The sequence below is a fragment of the Hymenobacter sp. UYAg731 genome (assembly GCF_054061335.1).
The window spans coordinates 1-17007 of sequence record NZ_JBSSEC010000007.1 but is presented as its reverse complement, the minus strand read 5'-3'; the positions used below and the strand labels follow the sequence as shown (position 1 = coordinate 17007).

General features: G+C 63.2%; 14 protein-coding genes. All 14 read right to left on the bottom strand.

What is annotated here, in order from left to right:
* Positions 1-125 precede the first annotated feature (125 nt).
* Positions 126-383, bottom strand: coding sequence for a heavy metal-binding domain-containing protein (locus ACVWYF_RS19515; protein WP_457071199.1), 258 nt, complete (start codon positions 381-383; stop codon positions 126-128).
* A 75-nt stretch (positions 384-458) separates the two neighbouring features.
* Entirely contained in the window at positions 459-2009 is a 1551-nt protein-coding gene (locus ACVWYF_RS19510; protein ID WP_457071196.1) for an efflux RND transporter periplasmic adaptor subunit, read from the bottom strand.
* Positions 2002-3462, bottom strand: coding sequence for an efflux RND transporter periplasmic adaptor subunit (locus ACVWYF_RS19505; RefSeq protein ID WP_457071194.1), 1461 nt, complete (start codon positions 3460-3462; stop codon positions 2002-2004). Before ACVWYF_RS19505 ends, ACVWYF_RS19510 begins: the two co-directional genes overlap by 8 nt.
* Positions 3440-4699, bottom strand: a complete 1260-nt coding sequence (locus ACVWYF_RS19500; protein ID WP_457071192.1) for a TolC family protein — start codon at positions 4697-4699, stop codon at positions 3440-3442. Before ACVWYF_RS19500 ends, ACVWYF_RS19505 begins: the two co-directional genes overlap by 23 nt.
* A gap of 11 nt (positions 4700-4710) precedes the next feature.
* Complete coding sequence (locus ACVWYF_RS19495) at positions 4711-6603, bottom strand: efflux RND transporter permease subunit (RefSeq protein WP_457071190.1); 1893 nt, start codon at positions 6601-6603, stop codon at positions 4711-4713.
* On the bottom strand, positions 6596-7948 hold the full coding sequence (locus ACVWYF_RS19490; protein ID WP_457071188.1) for an efflux RND transporter permease subunit: 1353 nt from the start codon (positions 7946-7948) through the stop codon (positions 6596-6598). The genes ACVWYF_RS19495 and ACVWYF_RS19490 overlap by 8 nt, the downstream gene beginning before the upstream one ends.
* A 75-nt stretch (positions 7949-8023) precedes the next feature.
* Positions 8024-8410, bottom strand: a complete 387-nt coding sequence (locus ACVWYF_RS19485; protein WP_457071186.1) for an HYC_CC_PP family protein — start codon at positions 8408-8410, stop codon at positions 8024-8026.
* 248 nt (positions 8411-8658) lie between these two features.
* A complete protein-coding gene (locus tag ACVWYF_RS19480; RefSeq protein WP_457071183.1) occupies positions 8659-9786 on the bottom strand; it encodes a multicopper oxidase domain-containing protein in 1128 nt (375 codons plus the stop codon).
* 360 nt (positions 9787-10146) lie between these two features.
* On the bottom strand, positions 10147-10476 hold the full coding sequence (locus tag ACVWYF_RS19475) for a hypothetical protein (RefSeq protein WP_457071181.1): 330 nt from the start codon (positions 10474-10476) through the stop codon (positions 10147-10149).
* A gap of 19 nt (positions 10477-10495) precedes the next feature.
* Positions 10496-12559, bottom strand: coding sequence for a heavy metal translocating P-type ATPase (locus ACVWYF_RS19470; protein WP_457071673.1), 2064 nt, complete (start codon positions 12557-12559; stop codon positions 10496-10498).
* Positions 12560-12809: 250 nt separating this feature from the next.
* Positions 12810-13199 (bottom strand): DUF6799 domain-containing protein, encoded by a 390-nt coding sequence (locus ACVWYF_RS19465; RefSeq protein WP_457071179.1) that lies wholly within the window; start codon positions 13197-13199, stop codon positions 12810-12812.
* Between the two features lie 278 nt (positions 13200-13477).
* Entirely contained in the window at positions 13478-13687 is a 210-nt protein-coding gene (locus ACVWYF_RS19460) for a heavy-metal-associated domain-containing protein (RefSeq protein WP_168673446.1), read from the bottom strand.
* 133 nt (positions 13688-13820) lie between these two features.
* Positions 13821-16328: a multicopper oxidase domain-containing protein gene (locus tag ACVWYF_RS19455; RefSeq protein WP_457071177.1), complete on the bottom strand. Its 2508-nt coding sequence runs from the start codon at positions 16326-16328 to the stop codon at positions 13821-13823.
* A 59-nt stretch (positions 16329-16387) separates the two neighbouring features.
* Positions 16388-16714, bottom strand: a complete 327-nt coding sequence (locus ACVWYF_RS19450; protein WP_457071175.1) for a cupin domain-containing protein — start codon at positions 16712-16714, stop codon at positions 16388-16390.
* Positions 16715-17007 lie beyond the last annotated feature (293 nt).

Below are 17007 nucleotides of genomic sequence, written 5' to 3'. Positions count from 1 at the left end.
GTATCGCTCTCGCGCAACTCGTAGCGCCCCAGGCGGTTAGTACGGTGGGGGACTACCGGCCATGAGCTGGTGATGACCTGTATTTGAAGCAATACGCGCCATCACCAGCCCAAGCGGCGGGCAGTTTACTTTTTAACTATCAGGTCCATGCCGCACTTGGGGCACTGGCCGGGCTTGTCGCTCACCACTTCGGGGTGCATGGAGCAGGTATAAGTGGTAGCCATGGCGTCGGGCTTCATGGCTGAAGTTGTGTCGGCCGCCATCGGGGAGCTGGTGGCGGGCGTCGTGGTGGTGGTTTCGGTGGTGCTCTTGTTGTCGGAGCAGCCTGCCGTAGCGAAGGTGAGGCTGGCCAGGGCCAGGCCAAGGGTGAGGAAGGATTTCATGGGTTGAAAAAAGTAAAAGGTTGAAAAAATGGGCCGAACCGTGGCCCTGACGGGTGCTAATTCCTGTGATTGGTGCTACATGGCCATGCCGCTCATATGGTCGTCGCTGGCCCCCTGGCGCAGGGTGAACTCGCTTTGCAGCAGGTAGGCCCCGCTGACCACTACTTGGTCGCCGGCCTGTACATCGCCGGAGACGGCCACCGTGGCTGCCGTGCCCGCGCCGGTCCGCACCCGCACCCGGCGAAACTGCCGCTCGCCGGTCTGCGTCCAGACGTAGCTGGCGGCTCCGTCGTGAATAATGGCTTCCTGCGGTACGCGCAGGGCAGTTTCGGTGGGGGCTGTAGTGGCCGGCGACGCGGCCGGGGCATCAAGCAGCACGTTGGCCTGCGCGCCTGGCTGCAAGGCCCCATCGGGATTAGGAACCTCGATGCGGGCCAGGGTAATCTGGCTGGCCCCACTCAGCTCGGGGCTGAGGAACACCACTTTGCCGCGCAAGGGCCGAGCCTGGCCTGCCACCTGCACGGCTACCGACCGGCCCAACGGCAGCCGGCCGGCATCGGCGGGGTACAGCTGGGCTTCGACCCATACGCTGCGCAAATCACTGAGCGTGAGCAGCGGCGAGCCTTCGGCCACGTACTGACCCTGCACCACATCGAGAGATTGCACGGTGCCGGTGCTGGGGCTGTAATAGGTTACCAGCGGGCTGGGCTTGCCGCTACGGGCCAGCTGGCGCAGCTGCCCGGCCGATACGCCGAGCAGGCGCAGCTTCTGGGCCGTGGCTTCGGCGAAATGCTGGTAGGTGGGCTCGGCTACTTGCAGGTCCTGGGCCAAGGCCAGCAGGTACTCGCGCTGTAGGGTTTCGAGTTGCTCGCTGTACACCGAAAACAGCGGCGCACCCTGGCGCAGCAGCTGGCCGGTCTGGCGTACGTAGAGCTTTTCGACGCGGCCGGCTACGCGGCTGCTCACGCTGCGGGTGCGCTGGGCATCGGCCGTCACGGTGCCGGTGAGGACGGCTTGGAGTGCGGGGGCCTCAGCCGGGCCGGTAGCGGGGCTACTGGCCGTGCCGTTACCGATGGTCTGGACGTGGATATTGCCCAGCTCCAGCTGTTGGGCCGTGAGGATGAGGTCGTTGGCGGCCGGGTTGCCGGCGGGCATGGCCGCCATCTCGGCGGGCGTCATTTTCACGGCGGGGCGGCTGGGGGTTTTTACCAAATCCATTCCGCAGATGGGACAGCTGCCGGGCTTGTCCTCGCGCACCTGCGGGTGCATGGGGCAGGTATAAACGGTGGTCAGCGCGGCTTTTTTAGCAGCCGGGGCGGCTACCGGGACCGGCTGCACCTTTATCAAATCCATGTGGCAGATGGGGCAGCTGCCGGGGCCGTCCTTGTGAATTTGCGGGTGCATGGAGCAGGTGTAGTAACCGGCTTTGGAGGTGCCGGGGGCGGCGGTTTCGGTTGTAGGCTTGGCTTTCTGGCAAGCGGCTGTGGAGAGGGTTAAGAGGAGCAGGAGCAGCCAGTAGATTCTGCTGTGACGGCTCGCCTCACCCCCAGCCCCTCTCCGCAGGCGAGGGGAGCCTGACGACTTATGCGCCAGGATTTCTTGGCTTATAAACGGGGCGTTATTCATGGGCTGTTGGCGTAGGAGCGCTAATGGACGCGGTTTGAATGAAGCCTTCGCTGTCGATGAGGTACTGGCCATTGGCGGCCACGTCTTCGGTGCCAATGAGGCCGTGCAACACCTGCACCTGGGCGGCGGTGCGCTGGCCAACCTGCACCGCTACCGGCACGAAGGTGGCCCCGCGCCGCACGAAGGCTACCTGCCGCATTCCGAGGTCGACCACGGCGGCGCGGGGCAGCCAGAAGCTGCCGGCCAGTGCTGGGGTTGCGGCAGCGGGCAGCAGGCGGCCGGTGAGGCGCTGGCCGCGCCGCAGCCGGCCCTTGGGATTGGGCAGATATACGCGCACGGCCGCCGTGCTGGCCCCGCTGCGGAACTCGGGCTCCACCAAATCGAGGCTGGCTGTGAGGGGGGGCAGGTCGGTACCCTCGGCCACCACGCGCAGGCGCTGGCCGGGCCGCAGCCGGGCCAGTTCGGGCGGCGTGGGCTGGAAAATACCCCACACCTGGTCGGTGTTCATTACCTGAAACAAGGTCTGGCCGGTGGCTACGTAAGCGCCTTCGGTGAGGGTGAGGCGGCTGGAGGAGGTACTGGCGTCCGACATGACGGAAGCGGCTGGGGCCGAAGCGGTTCCGCTCATGCCGGGGCTGGCTCCGCCGCCAGCCGCGCCCATCCCGCCAGGGCTGGCAGCCACGTCGCCCATGCCGCCGGCCGGGGCGGGCGGCGCGTTGGGGGCCGGGGTTTCCACCACGTAGCCGTCGTAGGGGCTGAAAACGGCCACCCGGTAGCTGGCGCGGCGGGTACGGGCCAGGTCCGCGAGCTGGCCTTCGGTGAGGCCGAGGAGCAGCAGCTTGCGGCGGGCCCCGCTTACCAGGGGCTGGTTGTCGGCATCGTTGGTCAGCAGAAAAATGTACTCCTGCTCGGCTGTCACCAGCTCGGGGCTGTAAAGCTCCAGCAACTTCTGGCCCCGGCGCACGGGCTGGTAGTTATAACGAATCAGCAGGCGCTCGATGCGGCCGCCGAAGCGGGCGGCCACGGCGCGGCTGCGGCGCGGGTCGTACTCTACCAGGCCGGGCAGGCTGAGCGTGTCGGCCGTTGAGCCGTCGGGGCTTACACCTTCGGCGCGGGGGAGCACGGTGGCCACGGCCGCCACCACGGCGGCGTTGGGGGCCTGCACCACGTTGCCGAGGCCGGCTTCGGCCCGCGCTGCGGCATTATTCAGCACCTTCGGCACCAGGTCCATGCCGCAGATGGGGCACTGGCCGGGGGCCTCGCGCACGATTTGCGGGTGCATGGGGCAGGTGTACTGCATGGCCGCCATGCTGGCCACCGGCTGGGCACCGGCCTGCGACTCGGGACCGTGGGCCTGACCGTGGCAGCCGGCCAGCAGCGCGGCGGCGGCCAGCAGCGGAAGCCACCGGGCGCGGCACGGGGGGCGCGGACTATTGCTCAAGTTCTTGGTCATAACGCACATGTAAGGTCATCAGGTCGTATTGGGCGTCGAGGTATTGTAGGCGGGTGGTCAGCCAGGTTTCCAGGGCTTCGACCACGGCCGGGAGCTGGGCGGTGTTCTGCTGGTAGGCCAGCAGCGTGACCTGGTAATTTTTGCGCAGCGCCGGCAGAATGCCTTTTTCAAAATTCTGCACCTGCTCGCGCTTCACCCGCAAATCCGATTGCAGGGTGCTGATGCGGCCGGCCGCCTCGTTGAGCACGTCGGCGCGCTGCTGTTGCACGGCGCGGGCCTCGTAGCCGAGGGCGGCGGTGTTGGCCTTGTACTCGCGGGCCGCCCACGGAGCGAAGGGAATCGTGACCATGGCCATGGCCGTGAACTGGTTGGGCGTGGCCCCGATGCCGTTCATGTGGTCGTAGCGCAGACCGAAATCGGGCCGGCGGCGGTTGGCCTCCACGTTCTGGCTGAGGCGCACCACGGCCAGGGCGCGGTCGAGGCTGCGCACGTCGGAGCGGCGGGCGGCCAGGGCGGCGGTGTCGGGGTACGGGCCGCCGAAGGCGGTGGGCAGCAGCGAGTCCACGGCAAACTCGGCTTCGGGGTCGCGGGCCATCAGCGTGTTCAGGCCGATGGTGGCCTGGCGCAGCTGGCCGTAGAGCTGGGCATGGTCGTTGCCGTGCATGGCCACCCGCGCCTGCACCTGGTAGATGCTGGGCAGCGTGGTCTGGTTGTAGGGGTAGCGGGCCTGGGCAATTTTCAGCAGGAAATCCAGCAGCTCCTGGCTCTGGTCCAGCACGTTCAGCTTCTTTTCCAGAATCACGCGACCATAGTAGAACGTGCGGGCCTGAGCGCGCAGCTGGCTGAAGCTGGCCGCCTGGTCGGCCTGGGCCACGGCGGCCTGGCCGGCCAGGTACTCGCGCTTCGCCCGTTGCTTGGCCGGGTTGGGCAGCATCTGCTCGACGGATACCATCTGCATGCCCATGCCCTGGCCGTTGTTCATCTCCTTGATGGGCTTTTGGTTATAAGGCGTCATCCAGTACCCGGCGCTGACTTTGGGCGGCTCCCAGGTATTGGCCCCGGCCACGGCGGCATTTTTGGCCTGGGCGCGGTAGTCGTACTGGCGCAGGGCCGGGTTGCGGGTCTGGATTGCCCGGAGCACGGAATCGAGCGGCAGCGGGCGCTGCTGGGCGGCGGCGGGGAGGGCCAGTAGCGCCAGCAGGCACCCGGCCGTGAGGATGATGGGATAGTAACGCATAACGCTTGTATTTAATGTTTTACAGCCAGCACATCCAGCTTGCCGAACTTGCGCAGCTCATACTCCTTGGTCATCAGAAAAATCAGCGGCGTAACCAGCAGAATGTGGGTCGAGGACGTGAACACGCCCCCAATCATGGGCAACACGATGGGCAGCATCACATCCGAGCCCGTGCCGGTGGCCCACAGCACCGGCACCAGTCCGAACAGCGCCACCGACACGGTCATCAGCTTGGGCCGCAGGCGCTTGGCCGCGCCGTGAAACACGGCGTCGCGCAGGTCCTGCTTCGTGATGGTTTCGCTGGAATTGCCCTTGGCGGCCACTAGCTGCTGCATGGCGTCATTCAGGTAAATGACCATGATGACGCCCGTTTCCACGGCCAGCCCGAACAAGGCGATGAAGCCCACCGCCACTGCCACCGACAGATGCACGCCGTAGAAATACACCATGTAGGCCCCGCCAATGAGCGCGAACGGGATGGTGACCAGACTCAGCAGCGCCTCGCGCACCGAGTGGAAGGCGAAGTACAGGCAGCCGAATATGACCACAAGCACGATGGGCAGAATGAATAGCAGCGTGCGCTGCGAGCTGATTAGGTTTTCGTACTGCCCGCTCCACTCTAGGTAGTAGCCGGCCGGCAATTTGCCCTGCATGCTCTGGACTTTTTTCATGGCCTCCTGCACGGTGCTGCCCAGGTCCCGGTCGCGCACGTTGAAGAGCACCGCGCCGCGCAGCTGGGCATTTTCGGAGTTAATCATGGGCGGGCCGTTTTCGAAGCGCAGGCTGGCCACGGCCGAGAGCGGCACCGGGCCGTAGGCGGTGGTCTGAATGGGGATGCGGCCCAGGGCGAGCAGGCTGTTGCGGAAGTCCTCGGCCAGGCGCACGTTGATGGCGAAGCGGCGGCGACCTTCCACGGTGTTGGCCACGGGCGCGCCGCCGATGGCCATTTCCACCACCTCGTTCACCTGGTCCACCGTCAGGCCGTAGCGGGCCAACTGGTCGCGGTTGAGGTCGATTTGCAGGTACTTGCCACCCGTGATGGGGTCCACGTACAGGTCCTTCACGCCGGGCACGCCGTTGAGCGCCGCCCGCACTTGCTGCGAGATATTATAAATGGTATCAAGCTGCTGGCCATACACTTTCACACCCACGTCGGTGCGGATGCCGGTGCTCAGCATGTTGATACGGTTGATGATGGGCTGGGTCCAGCCGTTCACCACGCCGGGGATTTGCAGCTTGCCGTTCAGTTCCTCGATGAGCTTGGCCTTGGTCATGCCCGCCCGCCACTCGGCGCGCGGCTTGAGCTGGATGATGGTTTCAATCATGCTCAGCGGGGCGTTGTCGGTGGCGGTGCTGGCCCGGCCGGCCTTGCCGAGCACGCCCTTCACCTCGGGCACCTGCCGGATAATCTTGTCCTGCACCTGCAGAATGCGCTTCACCTCGGTGTTCGACACGTCGGGCTGGGTGATGGGCATGAACAGAATTGAGCCCTCATCGAGCGGCGGCATGAATTCGGTGCCCAGGCTCAGCAGCAGCGGAATGCTGATGGCTAGCAGCAGCAGATTAATGGCAATTGTGGTTTTGCGCCAGGTCAGGCACCAGTTGATGAGGGGCGCGTACACCCGCTCCAGCCCCCGGTTGATGGGGTTCTGCTCCTCGGTCTTGAACTTGCCCTTCATGAAAAAGGACAGCAGCACCGGGGCCAGCGTCACGGCCAGCACGGCATCGATGAGCAGGATAAAGGTCTTGGTATACGCCAGCGGGTGAAAGAGCTTGCCTTCCTGCCCGGTGAGCAAAAACACCGGCAGAAAGGACGCCACGATGATAATGGTGGAGAAGAAAATGCCCCGCGACACCTGCTTGCTGGATTTCTCGATGATGGCGAGGCGCTCGTCGTTAGTCATAATGCATAGGTTCAGGCGTGGAAATGGTGGCGACGGGCGCGGATGGCAGCGCACCGGGCGGCCCGGCCGCTGCTTCCTCCGCCGCCTGATGCAGCGCCAGGTTTCGGTAGGCATTCTCGGCCATGACGATGCCGTTGTCCACAATCACGCCGATGGCCAGGGCGATACCCGTCAGCGACATGATGTTAGACGAGATGCCAAAGGCATTGAGCAGGATGAAGCTCGCGGCGATGGTAATCGGAATCTGGAGCAGAATGCTAAGGGCGCTGCGCCAGTGGAACAGGAACACCAGCACCACCAGCGACACGACGGCCATTTCTTCGAGCAGCGTGTGCTTAATATTGGCCACGGATTCCTCAATCAACCCGCTGCGGTCGTACACGATGTCGAACGACACGCCGGCGGGCAGGCCCTTGGCCACTTCGGTCATTTTGGTTTTCACGCGGGTTATCACCTCGTCGGCATTCTCGCCGTAGCGCATCACCACGATGCCGCCCACGGCCTCCCCCTCGCCGTTGTGGTCGAAGATGCCGAGGCGGCTTTCGCCGGTCATCTGTACCGTGCCGAGGTCGCGCAAGCGCAGCGGCACGCCGCCGGGGCGGGTGAGCACGGGCACGTTTTCCAGCGTGGCCACGTCCTGGATGTAGCCGCTGGTTTTGATGATGTAGCCCACGCCGGACTGCTCAAACTTGCGCCCGCCGGCTTCGTTGTTGTTACTGCGCACGGCGGCCAGCACTTGCGGCAGGCTCACGTTGTAGTAGGTGAGCTTGGTGGGGTCCACCGTCACCTGGTATTCGGGTTGGAAGCCGCCGAAGCTGGCCACCTCGCTCACGCCGGGCACGGTTTGCAGGCCGAACTTCACGTACCAGTCCTGCAGGGCGCGCTGCTCGCCCAGGTCCAGCTTGGGGGCATTCAGGGTGTACCAGAGCACATGGCCCACACCCGTGCCATCGGGGCCCAGCGTGGGCGTGAGGCCAGCCGGCAGCAGGCGCTGGGCGTAGTTGAGGCGCTCCAGCACCCGCTCCCGCGCCCAGTAGATATCCGTATTGTCGTTGAAAATGACGTACACGAAGCTCATCCCAAACATGGAGGCTGCGCGCACGGCCCGCACCTGGGCCAGCCCCTGCAGGTTGGTCACCAGCGGGTAGGTCACCTGGTCCTCGATAATCTGCGGCCCACGCCCGGCCCACTCGGTGAACACAATCACCTGGTTTTCCGACAGGTCCGGAATGGCGTCAATCTTGCTGGCCCGGATGGAAAACGCGCCCCAGACCAGCAGCCCGGCCGCCAGCAGCAGCACGACGCCCCGGTTGCGCAGGGACAGGGAAATAAGTTGCTCAATCATCTGATAGTTACTGCTAAGCGCACGCACGAAAGCCCCACGACCAACCGGCCGGGGGCACCAGGCAACACCCAAAAGCTAAATCAGGAAAGCATGCCCGCGCACGTAGGCAGGGCAGGCGGGCGGCGGGGCAGCCGTGGCCGCTAACGGCGCGGCCGGCTCATCGGCCGGATAGGTGGGAACCGGCAGGCGGTAGGCAAGCCGCAACGCGGGCGGCGCAGGCACCGCCACGGGCACCGGCAGCTTGAGTTGCGCGGTGGTGACCTTCACGTCCTTGAGGGTGCTGCTCAGCTTTTGGTCGTGGCAGCAGCCGACGGGTTTCTTGGGCAGCGGACAGCAGCAAGCCACCTCGTGGGCCACGGAAACACCCGTCATCGTTGCCCCACAGAAGTGCATACTGTACACCAACCCGGGGCTGGACAGCAGGTAGCTTATAAGGAGAAACAGACTGAAGAAGCGTTTCAAGACAGCGAGTTATCGGGGAATCAACCGAATACAAAGATACGGTGGCCGGACGAGGTGGGATTTACAGAATTCGGCTGAGAACCTTGCATAATTTGTGGGCCATCCGTAGATAGGGGCTGAAAAAGAACTTTTGCGGGCCGGGTTTTCCGGGTGCTCCTCGGCAAAAAGCCGGGTTGACTTTCCCCTCGCTGCCACGGGCCAGCGGGGGAAAGTCAACTCGGCACTTCACTAATGCTTTGTTATCGGGGTTAAGGGGTTACCGTGTAAAAAGTATCCATGCCGGCGGCGGCGTGGTTGCTCACGTGGCAGTGGTAGGCCCATTGGCCGGGGTCGTCGGGCGTCATGTCGGCCACCACGGCCACGGCCGGGAGTATTTCAATCACATCGGTGGTGCGCTCGCTCATGATGCTCACGTTGCCATGCCAGTGCGCCGTATGCACTCCCTGCACATCGCCGAAGCCCATCACGTACCAGCGCACATGCTCGCCCTTTTTCATGGTGAGGGCCGCGTTATGGCTGGCCATTATGTAGCCGTTGATGCTGTGCATCTTGTTGCTCATCATGAAATCATCGGTCATGGGCTTGGTAACGCCCGGCAGGTACGTCGCAATGTTGCGGTTCAGGTAGGGGCTCATGTTCTCGTCAAAAATATTGTAGAGCGTCACGATTTCACGGTCCACGTCGGTCGGCGTCGCGTCGGCGTTGGCCATGCTGCGCTTCGTCACCACGATGGCCCCCACCATGCCGGCGTTCAGGTCGGTCTGGGTGGTGTTCACGCCGGAGTGGTATACCCACACCGCCGAGCTGCCCTGGTCGGGGCCCGGTCCCGAGCTTTCGCGGGCGAAAAAGCGGTAGAGGTGCGTGCCGCCGGGCTGCACCACGCCGCGCGGGTCGGTCGAGGAATTCATGGAGCCTTCCGACTCCTTGCCGTAGAGCAGGCCGTGGACGTGAATACTGGTGGCGATGGAGGTCTTATTTTTCAGCACGACATGCACCGAATCGCCTACCACGGCCCGGATAACCGGCCCCAGCAGGCCCAGGTGGGCCCATTGCGGCTGCACGGGCTTGGGCGTGGTGAAGCTGGCGTCGGTATATTCCACGAAGCGGGCTTTCAGGTACTGCCGGCCAATGCGCGGGTGCGGCCCGCCGGGAATGTTGACGGCAAACACCGAGTCCATGCCTTGAAAGGGCCGGCCCAGAAACACGTTGCGGCCTTCGGAAACGTAGTCCCACACCACTTCTTCCGAAGCAATGTAATAGGTCCGGGTTTGCACCGGCGGGCCAGGATTGGGGGTCACGGCATCGTCTTTCTTGCAGCCGGCCAGGGCCAGCAAAAGGGTTACGAAGAGCGCCGGTAGGCGGAAAGATATTTTCATGAAAATGGATATGGATGTTAGAAAAAAGCGTATTGGTAACCAGGGATTAGCTGCTTACCCCACTAAAAAACCGCGGGTTTACCTGTCTGGGGTCGTTTACTGGCAGCACCCCAGCCAGTTTTGCATAAACCGTCCATTTTCTGACATAATTTGGAGTCCGACCTGCCGTAGTTAGTACCGAACAACTTCATCGGCTGTGCTGATAATGGTGGCTTGCCGGCAGTCGGGAATGGAATTGCCAGCGTTTCGCAACGCCCTAATCTGCCCGTGCCTCATGCTGCCGCCGCAGCGGCACATCCAGCAGCATGAGCCCCCCCCTGACCAAGCTGAACACCGCAGGGCCTTGTGAATTCAGGCGGGCTATTCGCAAATCGTTTCAAGCAGCGTGATTTCATTATCGGCCGGGTCAATGAGCGAGATGTGACCGGGACCGGCCGCTACTATCCGTCCCTGGTTTTCGCCCGGTACCAGCGGGCGGTGCTCAAACCGCTGCCGAACGGCGGCAACCGACGTAACCGGGAGAATGTGCGCCCCCTGCCGGGCCTGTTCGGAAAATACCAGGGTATCGGTACCGGACAACTGAAGTGTCGGGGGGGCAGCCTGCACGGCCTCGGCGGGCAGGTTTAGGACGTCGGTATACCAGCGTAGGGAAGCCAGCAGGTCGGGCGCGAAAATGAATCGAATGGCCATGAGCGAAAAGAGTTTATGGTTACTTCAGGGACCGGCGCAGGAGTTGCGCGTTCAACGCCACGATGACGGTGCTTGCGCTCATGAGCACCGCGCCCATGGCGGGGCTGAGCACGAAGTGTGGGTAGAGCACCCCGGCGGCCAGCGGCAGGGCAATGACGTTGTAGCCCGTGGCCCAAAACAAGTTTTGTATCATCTTGCGGTAGGTGGCCTTGCCGAACTCCACCAGGTTGGTGATGTCCATGGGCTTGCTGTTGACGAGGATGATGTCGGCGGTTTCGGCCGCGATGTCGGTGCCCGAGCCCACAGCGATGCCCACGTTGGCCTGGGCCAGGGCGGGGGCATCGTTCACGCCGTCGCCGGTCATGGCCACGAACTGGCCCTGGGCCTGCAGGTCCTTCACGATTTTAACTTTCTGGTCGGGCAGCACCTCGGCGTACACGCCGTCGAGGCGCAGCTCCTGGGCCACGGCGTCGGCCACCTGCTGGTTGTCGCCGGTGGCCATGTACACCTTGATGCCCTGCTGTTGCAGGCGCTGCACGGCTTCTTTGGAGTCGTCGCGGATGCGGTCGGCCAAGGCTACATAGCCCGCCAGCTGCCCATCGAGCAGCACGAAAACCACCGTCTCGGCCCCGTTGCTGACGGCGTCGGCGGGCGGGTTGAGGTTCTTTTCTTTGAGGTAGCCGGGGCTGGCCACCACCACGGCTTTGCCGGCCACGGTGGCGGCTACGCCCTTGCCGGTCAGGGATTGAAAGTCCTGAATGGCGGGCAGAGTGAGGTTGCGCTTGTGGGCCTCGCGCACGATGCCCTGCGCAATCGGGTGCTGCGACTGCTGCTCCAGAACAGCGGTCATCCCCAGCAAAGTCGCCTCGTCGAGGCCGGCGGCCAGCACTTTCACGCGGGTCACGCCGAACGCGCCCTCGGTGAGGGTGCCGGTTTTATCGAACACCATGGCCGTAATTTTGCGGGCTTCCTCAAAAGCCGTGCGGTTGCGGATGAGCAGGCCCTTGCTGGCCGAAATCGACGTGGAAATGGCCACCACCAGCGGAATGGCTACGCCCAGCGCGTGCGGGCAGGCCGTGACCATCACCGTCACCATCCGCTCGATGGCGAAGGCCGCATCCTTGCCCAGCCAGAACCAAGCGGCGAGCGTGCCGAGGCCGGCCACCAGCGAGATGGCCGTGAGCCAGCCAGCGGCGCGGTCGGCCAGGGTCTGGGTCTGCGACTTGGTGTTCTGGGCCTCCCCCACCATCTTCACCACCTTGCTCAGGTAGCTGTCGGCGCCCTGGTGCGTGACGCGCACGGTGAGCGCGCCCTCGCCATTGACCGCCCCGGCGATGACCTTGCCACCGGCCTCCTTCTGTACCGGCACGCTCTCGCCCGTGAGCATGCTTTCGTTCACGGCGCTGCTGCCGTCCGTCACTTCGCCGTCGGTGGGAATCCGCTCGCCGGGCCGCACCAGTACCACGTCGCCCACCACCAGGGCCGTGACCTGAACGTCGCTGATTTTATCGTCCTGTTTCTGGTGGGCCTCGGCCGGGAGCAGCTGCACCAGCAGTTCCAGCGCGTGCGAGGCCCCGGCCACCGATTTCATCTCCAGGTAGTGACCCAGCAGCATGATGTCAATCAGCGTGGCCAGCTCCATAAACAGGTCCATGCCGCGCAACCAGCCCAGCGTCACGGCCACGCTGTAGCCGTAGGCCACGCTGATGGCCACGGCCACCAGCGTCATCATGCCCGGCTGCCGGCTGCGCAGCTCCCCCACCGTGCCGCTGAGGAAAGGCCAGCCGCCGTATCCGTAAATGGCCGTGGCCAGTACCAGCAGCAGCGGGGTACTGTACGGGAAGGAGAAGTGGTAGCCCACCAGGTTCTGGAACATCATCGAGCCGGCGACGACGGGCACCGACAGGGCCAGACACACCCAGAACCGGCGCAGGAAGTCGGCAATCATGGCCCCGTGGTCGTGTCCGGCCATTTGGCTATGGTCCATTTTCTCGTGGTCCATTTGGCTATGCATTTTGCTATGGTCCATCAGCTTGGGGGCCGCGCCCGTCGTGACCGGGGGCGACGCGGGGGCGGGCGGCATGTGGTGCCCGGTATGGTCCGGTGCGGTCGGCTTGGCCGGCGATTTGTCGCCGGGAGCAACGGGTGGCGGCGTGGCCGTGGCGGGCTCAGATGGAGGCTTCATCATGCAAAGGGTTTGGGTAAACAGTAACGAATAGCGCCCATGCGACTGACCGCATGGGCGCTAACTGGGGCCGAGTAGCAGCAGGTGGTGGGCCAAATCTGGTGGCCTCCTGCTGCACTTGCCCGGTAGTACCAGCAGGGCCTGGCGCTTACATTTTCATGTTGTCCATCTTCCCGCCTCTCATTTTTCCGTCTTTCATCATGCCGGATTTTTTCATCCCGTCCATCGATTTCATCTTGCCGTCCATCATCATGCACTGGCCGTCTTTCATCTTCATGGTGGTGCCATCCTTCATTTTGCAGGTGCCGTCGGTCATGCACATGGTGCCATCGGCCATGGTCATGTCGGCGGTCATGGGCATCATTTTGCCGCCGTGCATCATCATCATTTTGCCATCTTTCATCATGCAGCCGTCCTTGGCCATCGACTTGGTGGCGGAATGGGCATGGTGGGCGGCCTTCGGGGTCGTCTGGGCCTGCGTTACACTGGTCAGGCCGGCGCACAAAAGGGCGGTCAGCAGATAGGGGAGCTTTTTCATGAGCGGGGAAATGGCTGATGTTGGGGATAGTGTGGGTAACTGGCGTGACCGGGCCGGCTGTGTTAGCGGCGAAGCCGGCGCGGAACCAGCGGTAGCAAAGGTCCGCCGGGGCTGGAAGGAAGGCCATGACAAGTGCGGCCCCAATGCATGAGCTTTGTCATGCTTCGAAAGGCCAACTATCTGGATTGCATATGCTCGGCATTGATGCAGGAACGGGAACCGCCGCCAACCAAAAACGCCCGGCGTTGCCGGGCGCTTTTAAAGGATGGTACCAGGCGTTAGGCCGCTTGAATCCGGAAACCGGCCTTCTCCACGGCCTGCACCACCTGCTCGGCCGTGAGCTTATCGGAGGTGACGGTGAGAATCTTGTCGGGGTTGGCGGTATCGACCTGCCAGTTGCCGGCCCCGGCTTCCTGGTTGAGGGCGGGCGTCACGGATTTGATGCAGCCGCCGCAGTTGATGTTGGTTTTGAATTGGAGCGTTTTCATGAGGAATGGAGCTAGGGGACCAACGGTGGTCCATGTGAATAGAACGTGCAAAGTGACCGCCAGGTGCTACCAAAGGGGTACAGAATTGCGCCTACGGCTTGCATGATTACCCGACTGGCGCGCGCGTTCGGGCTTAAAACCGCAGGTTCAGGCCGCCGCCGCCGCCGAAACGGTTCTCGTAGCTGCCCATCAGCGAGAGGTTGCGCGAGAGCAGGTATTCGGCCCCAGCGCGCCAGACGACTTCTTTGGCAAAGCGGCGGTTGTTGTCCAGCGTGTTCACCCACCCGAAATCGGCCTGGTACTCATAGTAGCCGGACACGAGCAAGCGCGGCATTACCATAATGGTCCGGCCCAGGCTCAGGCGGGGCCGCAGTTGGTTGTCGATGCGGGCATCGAGGCTGAACAGGTAGGGAGTCAGGAAACGCACCCCGACCACGGCCGTGGTGGTGGTGGTGACCATCCGGCCCCCGGCCCCCGGCTCGGTAAGCGGGGCGGGTAGGCGCTGCCGGGAATTCTCCACGTTCACGCCCCCAAACACGCGGAAGTAGTCATAGAGGTAGCGCTCATAGGTGGCCTCGGTTTCCATGTTGCGGTTCCAGCCGTTCTCCACGCTCAGGTTGAACTGGTTGCGGATGTTGGACGACATCAGGTTCAGCGTGCCCATGTGCGAGGCCAAGCCGAGCAGGCCCCAGGTGTAGTATTGGTTAGTTTCGCGCACCAGCGTGCTCTTTGGGTAGCCCGTCATGCGCGGGTCGCGGGGCGTGCCGTAACTCACCACGCGGGCCATGCCGCTCACCAGGTGGTAGAGCACATGGCAGTGCAAAAACCAGTAGCCCGACTCGTTGCCCAGCACCTCGATGGTGACCTGCTGCATGGGCGCCACGTTCACGGTGTGCTTGAGGGGCGAATACTCGCCGTTGGCGTTGATGACCCGAAAAAAGTGCCCGTGCAGGTGCATGGGGTGGTGCATCATCGTCAGGTTGTTGTAGGTGATGCGCGTAATCTGGTTGCCCCGAATAGGAATTTCATCCGCTGACGTCAGGGGCACGCCGTTCATGCTCCAGATGTAGCGCTGCATGTTGCCGGTGAGGTTGAGCAGGATTTTGCGCACGGGCACGGTGTCGGCGTAGGCCGTTTTCTGTGGCGCACGCAGGTAGTCGTAGTTGTATTCGGCGAACATATCCATGCCGCCCATTTTCATGCCGGCCATTGGTTTCTCGGCTCCCATTTTCATCCCGGCCATCGGTTTTTCGGCTCCCATCTTCATGCCGCTCATCGGCATCTGGTGCGCGGTGTGGGCCGTGTCGGCGGGCATTTTCATCCCATCCATCTTCTTCATCCCATCCATCTTCATGCCGGCCATGGCGGGCTTGGGTGATGCGGGCTGGTCGTTCATTTTCATGCCGGCCTTCTGGTCGTTGCCGCCCATGTTCATGCCGCCCATTTCCTTTCCGGCCATTGGCTTATCGCCGCCCATGTCCATGCTGCCCATTTTTCCAACCTTCCCTTTTTTGCCCATCTGCATGCCCCAGTTGGCTTTCATCTGCTCGGCGTCGACGTGGTGGGGGCGAAATTTGAGGGCGGGCGCGCCCATGCGCATGTCCATTTTGGCCATCTGCTGCATGAGGGCGATTTTGTCGGGCCGGGGCAGCACCGGGGCGGCCAGCACCGGTCCCGTGCCCAGGAAGGCCGAGGTGGTGCCGGAGCCGTCCTGCGCCATGGCCCGAAACTCCAGCTTGCCGGTGGGCGGAATCGTGACCAGGAAATCATAGGTTTCGGCGATGGCAATGAAGGTTTTGTTATGCTTCACCGGCACCACGTCCTGCCCGTCGGCCGCTACCAGCATCGGGTCTTCGCCACCAAACGTCATCCAAAACTGCGTAGAGGTTCCCCCGTTGATGATGCGCAGGCGCACCTTTTCGCCGGGCTTGAACTCGGGGTACTCCTGCACCGGCTGGCCATTTACCAGGAAGGCATCGTAGTACACGTCGGCAATGTCGAAGCTTTCCATGCGCTGCTTCCAGAAGTTGAGCTGCGCCCCGAAGGCCCCGCGGGCAATCACGCGGTTGAGCGGCGTGGCCGTTCCCTTGCGGATATTATACCACTCGGTGCCCCGCTTGAGGAAGCGCAGCACGTTCTTCGGCTTCTGATTGGTCCAGTCCGAGAGCACCAGTACCAGTTCCTTATCGTAGGTGAGGCGCTCGTGCTTAGGCTCGATGACGATGGAGCCGTACACGCCACTTTGTTCCTGCAACGCGGTATGCGAGTGGTACCAGTAGGTGCCGGCCTGCTTGAGCGGGAACGCATATTTCAGCTCCTGCCCCGGCCGGATGGGCGGCGTATTGAGGTAGGGCACGCCATCGTAGAAGTTGGAAACCAACAGCCCGTGCCAATGCACCGACGTCTCCACGTTCATTTCGTTCTTGACGTAGATAACGGCGTAGCCGCCCTCCTTGAACCGAATGGTAGGCCCGGGAATCCCGCCGTTGACGGTCATGCCCAGCATGGTTTTACCGGCCTTGCTCACCGACTCCTGCCGGATGGTCAGGTGGTACACGGCCGTATCCGTCTGAGCCCGGGCCGGCCGGCATGTGAGTAGCAGCAACAGCAGCGAAAAAAGGAATAATGGGTAAGCTTTCATATGTAAAATATTGAAGTACCCGCGGGCAGCGAGGGGTGCTATATTGATGCCTCCTGCCGCTAAGCGGCGGGGTTGGCCATGGTGAGGAGGAATACCGACTCCTGCCGGGCCACCACGCGGTGCGGCATGCTGGTTTGTAGCGCCAGCAATTGGCCAGGTTTCAGCTCCGTTGTCTGGCCCTCGGCCTGAAAGCCGAGGTGGCCTTCGAGCACCTGCACGCTGATAATGCCGGGAGCAGTATGCGTTTTCATCTCCGCGGCTTCGTGCAGGGCGATGAGCACAAGGCGCATGCCGTCGGCCTGGAGCAGCGTCAGGACGTTGCGGTCGCTACGGTGCCAGGCAAGTTCCTGCCTGATTTGCAACAGGGCGTCGGGCAGGTCGAACACGAGTAGGGGCGCATCCAGCGGGCGGGTGCCGGCCGGGCGCTGCGGTGTGGCCTAGTTCGCCTTTTCAACGGGGTTCGTGGTGTCGTTCAGTACTCTGATTTTGCATACTGCAAATTTCCGGCGCTGGAAGAGGCGGCACTATGATGTCCGGCAGGCAAACGCACGACTTTCGTCATGGCTGGCAAACGCCTATGCACCGTGGCTGTTGCAGAACTCGGGTTAAGCGGTTGCGTTTTTAGGTAGCGACTTTGCGATTGCCCAAACGGGCGCTTTGGGGCGCCTGTTTCGCCGCC